The organism is Puia dinghuensis, from assembly GCF_014642875.1.
Classification (GTDB): domain Bacteria; phylum Bacteroidota; class Bacteroidia; order Chitinophagales; family Chitinophagaceae; genus Puia; species Puia dinghuensis.
On the sequence record NZ_BMJC01000010.1, the window covers coordinates 42,991 to 50,009 of the forward strand.

6 protein-coding genes are annotated in these 7,019 nt (G+C 54.0%); all 6 read right to left on the reverse strand.

What is annotated here, in order from left to right:
• Positions 1-38: 38 nt before the first annotated feature.
• Positions 39-1,241 carry an efflux RND transporter periplasmic adaptor subunit gene (locus tag IEY39_RS29455; RefSeq protein WP_188938352.1) on the reverse strand — a complete coding sequence of 401 codons (1,203 nt, stop codon included), beginning with the start codon at positions 1,239-1,241 and terminating at the stop codon, positions 39-41.
• A gap of 104 nt (positions 1,242-1,345) precedes the next feature.
• Positions 1,346-2,629: a glucarate dehydratase family protein gene (locus tag IEY39_RS29460; protein ID WP_188938354.1), complete on the reverse strand. Its 1,284-nt coding sequence runs from the start codon at positions 2,627-2,629 to the stop codon at positions 1,346-1,348.
• A gap of 13 nt (positions 2,630-2,642) precedes the next feature.
• Positions 2,643-3,515, reverse strand: a complete 873-nt coding sequence (locus IEY39_RS29465; RefSeq protein WP_188938356.1) for a 2-hydroxy-3-oxopropionate reductase — start codon at positions 3,513-3,515, stop codon at positions 2,643-2,645.
• Positions 3,516-3,547: 32 nt separating this feature from the next.
• The gene (locus IEY39_RS29470; RefSeq protein ID WP_229689151.1) at positions 3,548-5,020 is read right to left on the reverse strand and encodes a GntP family permease; all 1,473 of its coding nucleotides are present in this window, start codon (positions 5,018-5,020) and stop codon (positions 3,548-3,550) included.
• On the reverse strand, positions 5,017-5,778 hold the full coding sequence (locus IEY39_RS29475; protein WP_188938358.1) for an HpcH/HpaI aldolase family protein: 762 nt from the start codon (positions 5,776-5,778) through the stop codon (positions 5,017-5,019). The genes IEY39_RS29470 and IEY39_RS29475 overlap by 4 nt, the downstream gene beginning before the upstream one ends.
• A gap of 76 nt (positions 5,779-5,854) precedes the next feature.
• A complete protein-coding gene (locus IEY39_RS29480; RefSeq protein ID WP_188938360.1) occupies positions 5,855-6,562 on the reverse strand; it encodes a hypothetical protein in 708 nt (235 codons plus the stop codon).
• Positions 6,563-7,019: the final 457 nt, after the last annotated feature.

Sequence of the window (7,019 nt, forward strand, 5' to 3'; positions counted from 1 at the left end):
ATTTTACTGAGACGCCGGAGGCGCCTTTTGCTGATTGATCAAAGTGGCGTCGTCTTCAACAAACTATCGGTCGGGATCACCTGCGGAGTGATGACTATTCCATCCCGCAGCCCGCCGAACAGCAGGGCGGCCTGTGAAGCGAGCACGATCTTATCGCCCGCCTTCACCCCATCCGATACGAAATAATAATGCGTGGTCCGGCCGGCGATGTCCAGCGGCCGGGTGACGATCTTGTTGCTATCGGCAACCATATACACGAAGACTTTCCCTTGCAGCTCGAACGTCGCATCCTGGGGGATGGCCAGCACGGATTTGTAGGTGGTGGGGATGCGCACCTTGCCGGTGCTGCCGCTTCTTAAGAACCCTTGCGGGTTGGGAAAGGTGGCGCGAAATTTTATGGCGCCGACTGTCTTGTCGAATTGACCTTCCACGATCTCCACCTTACCGGGCTGGGGATAGATACTATTGTCCGCCAGCAATAGCTGGACGGGGGGCATCTGTTTTACCTTGTCGGCGACGGTATTGCCGGGATATTTTTCTTTGAACTGGAGGAAGTCGGGTTCACTCATCGAAAAATAGACCCGCATGTCCTTGGTCTCCGATACGGTGGTTAGCGCGACGTTCGCCTGCTTGGTGACGAGGCTGCCCGTTTTGTAGGGGATGGTCCCTACATACCCATCGCCGGGCGCGGTAATGGTGGTGAAGCCGAGGTTGATGCGGGCAGATTCTACCGCCGCCTGGGCCTGTGTCACCGCTGCCTTGGCGGTATTGTACTGTGCCTCGGCCGACCGCAGCTGGACATCCGAGACGACCTTGTTCTCCACCAGCGGCTTCAGCTTGTCCACGTTGATCTGCGCATTTACCTCCGAAGCCTGGGCGGCTTGTAGAGCGGCCTGGGCATTGTTCAATTGTTCTTCAAAAGGCTTTCTATCGATGATGAACATCGGTTGTCCTTTTTGGACGTGAGCGCCTTCATCCACCTCGATAGCCGTGATGTAGCCATCGACCTGGGGCTTTATCTCGACATCGCGGGTGCCCTGCACTGAGGCCGGAAAATCCTGGTAAGTCGTAGCAGGCAGCATCGTGGCGGTGATGACGGGTAGTGCAGGTGGAGGCATTTGCCCACTGCCGGCTGTCGCGCTTCCATTCTGACAGCTGTATAAAAGGGTAATAGTAGCGAGTGAGCAGGCAGCAGTCCGCAACAGACCCAAAGACGGAGATAGTAATGGGGTGCGTCTCATATGGATGGCGTTTTGAATGTTCCCTATAAATTTAACGATGTTAAACGCCCGGGCAAAATATGATTTTTCAACGTCGCGGCGGCCGCTTACGACTGGGCAGGATGCTACCACCGCACGGCCTCAAAGGTCCAGCCGGGAACGACCTTTTGCATTTCCACGGCATCATCACGCCTGGTAAGACCGCAATCCAAATAATTCTGGTGGAGCCTTGCTAAGGATTCCCGGTCCAATTCGACGCCCAGCCCCGGTTCACGCGGTACCATCACCGCCCCTTCCTCAAATTTGAACCGGCCTCGGGTTATTACCTCATCCGACTGCCAGGGGTAATGCGTATCCAGGGCATAGGGCAAACGGGGCAGGGCTGCGCCTAAATGGACCATCGCCGCCAGCGATATCCCCAGATGACTATTGGAATGCATGGAAAGCCCGCGGCCGAAAGTGGCGCATATCCGGGACAGTTCCATAGATGTCCGCAGCCCGCCCCAAAAATGATGATCGCTGAGAATGATATCTTCCGAACCCAGGGAGATACTCCCCGGGATGTCTTCGAAAGCCGTGGTGCACATATTGGTAGCCAGTGGGATGTTCACGGCTTTCCGCACCTTTGCCATATTTTCCTGCCCTCTCACAGGGTCTTCCAGGTATTCGAGCAGTCCCTCCATTTCCTTGCCGTATCGAATGGCCGTCTCCACGGTCCATACCGCATTGGGATCGATGCGTAATGGGGTGCCGGGTCCGAAAGCCTCCCGTAGGGCGATTATAGCATCCACCTCTGCCCTTGGTTCAAAAACGCCGCCTTTCAACTTGATAGACTGGAATCCGAATTCGGTATACATGGCCCTTGCCTGATCTACGATCCCCGCCGGGTCCAATGCTTCGGCCTGGCGGGCAGCAGCCCATCCACCGGCAGCAGGGTCGACGCCAAACCCCAATTTTCCTCCCGCTCCGGCATATTTATAAAAAAGATAGGCGGAAAAAGGTACCCTGTCCCGCATTCGTCCGCCCAGGAGATCGACAACCGGAAGCCCCAGAACTTTGCCGATGATGTCCATACAGGCTACTTCGATAGCGCTGAAGACATGCACCAGCTTTCGCTGATCCCAGGGCGCATCCCCTCGCTGGGCCGCTGTTTCGGTGCCGACGTTTTCCAATGTATGCCGGATGGCGTTCAGTTGAAATGGGTCTTTCCCGATGAGCAGCTCCCTGGCTGATGCCAACGCGGCATCGATCTCGATATTCCCCGGAATTTCACTGACGCCCGAGATATTGTCAGTGGTGATAAGCTCGACGATGGTTCTCAGTGCGTAGGGTGCGTGCAGGCCGGCGGCATTCAGCAAGGGCGGATCGACGATGGCGATAGGCGTGATGATCATTTCTTTGATGGTCATGGTTCGTTATTTTTTAAAGCCCGGCTAACTGCTCCATCAGCAGGGCGATCGCACTGTGGTCGGATTCCCCTTTTCCCTGCGCCAGCAAGGCATCCATATGTGCCGCCACCTGGGCAGTGCCATATAACGGAACGGCGAATTCCTTGCCCGCGGCGAGCGCAATGTTCATATCTTTTCTATGCAGCTTTATTTTGAAACCCGGCGAAAAATTCCGGTCGATGATTCGTTGCCCATGCAGGTCCAGGATCCGGCTTTGAGCAAATCCGCCCAATAAGGCCTCCCGCATTTTTTCCAGGTCGACACCCGCTTTCCTGGCTAGGGTGAAGGCCTCCGCCACGGCTTGAATGGTCATGCCTACGATCATTTGATTGCAGGCCTTGGTCATCTGTCCTGCGCCAGGTCCGCCGATGTGAACGATATTTTTTCCCATCGTTTGGAGCAATGGAAGCGCGCGTTGAAAAGCAGGGTCTGCTCCACCCGCCATGATGGAGAGCGTGCCGGCCTCCGCCCCTGTCTGTCCTCCTGACACCGGCGCGTCAAGGGCTTCCACTCCTTTTTCCTGCATCCATGCATACACGTTTCTCGCCGTTGCCGGAGCGATGGTAGACATATCGATAAAAAGCGCCCCTTGTCGGATGCCAGCCAGGACGCCATTTTTGCCGGAAACGACCTCGACAACTTCCGGTGAGTCCGGCAGCATGGTGATCACGACGTCACTGTTTTGCGCGATGGCTGCTGGGGTGGGGAAGGACCGGGCGCCGGCGGCAACCAGCTCTTTCGACGCCTTATTTTTGTCCAGTACCGACACTTCGTAGCCAGCTTTTTTCAGCTGCAAGGCCATGGGCTTGCCCATGATGCCGAGCCCGATGAATCCTATTTTTTCCATAGTGAATATTTTCAGATGGATGGTGAGTATTGTCAGATCAAAGGCAATAGCCTTGCCGCGAGCAGGACACCGATGAGTCCCGCAATGCCCATGATGGTCTGCATGGGCGCGATCGTCTTCAAGGCTTCGCCTTCCGTCAGGTTGCTGATCTTGCAGACGATCCAGAACCCGGCATCATTCATCCAGGGAACTAACTTCGATCCGCAACCGATGGCCAGGCCCAGGTACAGGGGATGATAAGCTAAGTGTCCATGGACAGCCATGCCCGATAACATCCCCGATGCCGTGATCACTGCTACCGTAGCCGAGCCTTGCGCAGTACGAACAACGGCTGCCACAAGGAATGCCAGCGGGATCAGGGTCATTTGATAGCCCCTCGTCATTTCGGCGATGCGGGTGCTGATGCCGCTTTGCTGGAGCATGCCGCCGAAGGTTCCGCCCGCCGCTGTGATGAGGATAATGGCTCCTGCGCTCATCAATGCCGCCTGTACAAAAGCCGTCATCCCTTCCCTGCCGGGTCTCTTTTGCCGGGCCAGCAGGAGGAGGGCGATGAGCCCACCCGCCGCCAGGGCAATATACTTATCGCCTAAAAACGTAAACAGCCCGATGAGGCCTCGGACGAATGCCGAAGAGGGGACGGAAGCAGGGGAAGATAAAGCGACAGAAACAGGGGAAGGCAAAAAGGAAGTCAGCGCCGTATTGGTGCAGATCAAGATCAGCGGCACCAGCACCGGCAGCAATGAGAACCCCAGGGAAGGAAGCTGGGCATCTTCCTTTGCCGAGGCCAGCCGGATGTCTTCCAGCCGGGCATCCAGTGAATCCCTTAGTGGTGCCGGCCATTTCCGGTTGGCATACAGCGCAAAAAGATAGCCCGTCGAAATGGTGAGAAGCCCCAGCAAAAAACCGCCGATCATCATCATCCCGATGGGGATTTGCATTTCGCCGGTGAGGAACAACGGCCCCGGGGCCGGTGGAACTAAAGAATTGGCCATCGATGCCCCAGCCATGATAGCGAGAATGAATAGCAGGTAATTCTTGCCGATGCGCATCGTCATTGCTTTGGCCAGGGGCACCATCAGAAAGATCACCGTATCGAAAAAAACCGGGATGCCGATAAAAAAACTGCTGGCTAAAAATGCGATGGGTGCTTTGGCGATGCCGGTAAGCTTTAACAACGAACGGACGATCCGTTCGGCGGCGCCGCTTTCCAGCATGCACTTCCCAATAATAGCCGCCATGGCGATGAGGATACCCAATTTGCCGCAGGTATTGCCAAATTCCTGCGCTATCCTTTCCCCGATGCTTCGCACCGCCAACTGATGGGCCGCGGCCGGTGTTGCTCCTTTCGCCAGTGCATTGTGTTCGATCGCAGAACCGGGGGTCATCATCGCAACCACCAGGGCCCCCAGCAGCAGCGCAAGGAAAGGGTGTAACTTAAGTCCAATGATCCCTCCTACCACGATGACGACGCCAACCAGTAATATGACAAGAGGGTCAGCAATCATCGGAAAGACGTTAACTTGTTTGCCATGTTGCGGGCCCCTTCCGATACGAATGTTCCATCTGCGCCACAGGCGATAAACCGTATCCCCATTTCATGGTAAGTGGGATAATCATTGGGGTTTTGTATAAGAATGCCCGCAGCCTTGCCGGCCTTTTGGGCCGCATTTACCGTAGCCTTCAGCGCATCCTTGAACAGGGGATGATCCAGCTGACCGAAGATGCCTAATTCCATGGAAAGATCCGATGGACCGATGAAAAGTACATCGATGCCGTCTGTCGCGGCCACGGCATCCAGGTGATGGAGCACTTCCGCCGTTTCGATCTGTACGATGCCCAGGATGTTCTCCTTTCCATTTTTGTAATAGTCGGGAAAGTTCTGGCCAAAGCCGGAGGCCCGGACCATTTTTGCGATCCCCCTCGTGCCATCCGGCGGGTAATGCAGCCCGCTGGCTACAGCCGCTGCCTCTGTCGCGTTGCTGATCCGGGGAACCATGATCCCTTCCGCTCCCAGATCGAGGATGCGATGGATGCGTTGCCGCTGAGCGCTTTCGATCCGGACGATGGCTGCCGCAGGAGTATGTTCCAGGGCCTGCAACTGGTGCAGTACATCCTTTTCCGATCCCGCCCCATGTTCAAGATCGATCAGTACCCAATCGAATCCGGCCATTCCAACGATCTCTGCAGTCAGGCTACTGCCAAGACTGAGCCAGCAGCCATGTAGTGTTGCGCCTTGTTTGAGGCGTTTTTTTAGATCTTTCATATGGTGTACAATGGTATATTTTTTTTAGACCCCCGGCGCTTTTGCGATTTGCATTTTGCTGTGCTTAATTGGCATTTCAAAACCCATAAGCGATATACCGCTCCGTATAAACCCCCTTCTCGACCTTCCAGATCACGTCATAAGCGCCGGCCCCATCGCTATTCTCCGAATGAATGTATAAAATGTCGTTTTTGCGATCATAATTCACTGCGGTGTTGTGCAGACTGGGTTCAAAAAGGTCTTCTATTGCCGATTGAGGCAAGACCATCTCTCGCTCGCCCCAGGTGATAGTGATGGATTTGTAGGCGGTTTTGGGCAGTTCGCCGTCAGTCCCCCAATACTGCTTACCGTTGATCGCGTCAATGGTTCCGGGGTTCTCCTTGGAATGCGTCAGCCGGTAATGCGCTCTGACAAAGGGTTGAGCGGTCACCTCGACTTTTAGGGAGTCCTTTCCAAACAGGTATTTGTCTTTGGATATCCGCGGGATCTTTTCATAATCCGAAATGAGCTTTATTCTGTCGTGAAAGACATAGCCGTAAAGCTGATCGCGCTTTTTTGTCGAGTAGTTGATGCTTATCCAGCGGCCTTTCGGTTCGAAGCAGTAGATAAAATGGCTGTTGTGTAAGGTGTCATTGATCTTGCTTCCCAGGCCGGTGTCAATTCGAATATTGGAGTAGCCGTCTTTATCCGCGATGATAGCAAATTGCTCCATCGGTTTCTGAGCGGCCGGGGCAAGGGGATATTGGGCCAGAAAGACCAGGATAAATAAAGGTGCAATTCTCATTTTACTAGATTTCATAGGAAATATCGTGATTTTCGAGCTAGCCCAGCCTCGGGAGAAGAAGGTTTCGCCTGCGGGCCGATGTTGAAATAATTGTAAAACGTTGAATAGTAGAGTAATATACGCTTTTTTCGATGGATTCTTCCATTCCGCGGGCAAAAATCCTCCAAAAAACTTTGAAAAACATTTGGCAGGAGATGTATTCCCCCCTACCTTTGCATCCCCAATCGAAATAAAACACTCGGTTTCAAGCCGGTGGGAAGATCGAAAGGGTGGCAAAACAAGCCAAAAAGTTCTTTGAAAGAAGGGAAACAATAGCACAAGAAAACGTAGTTTTTTTGGTAAGGTTATATTAGCGAAAGAGATCGATAATATGACGTCAAATTTCGAGAGAAAGTTGATAGTCAGTATCAAACAACATTTACAATGGAGAGTTTGATCCTGGCTCAGGATGAACGCT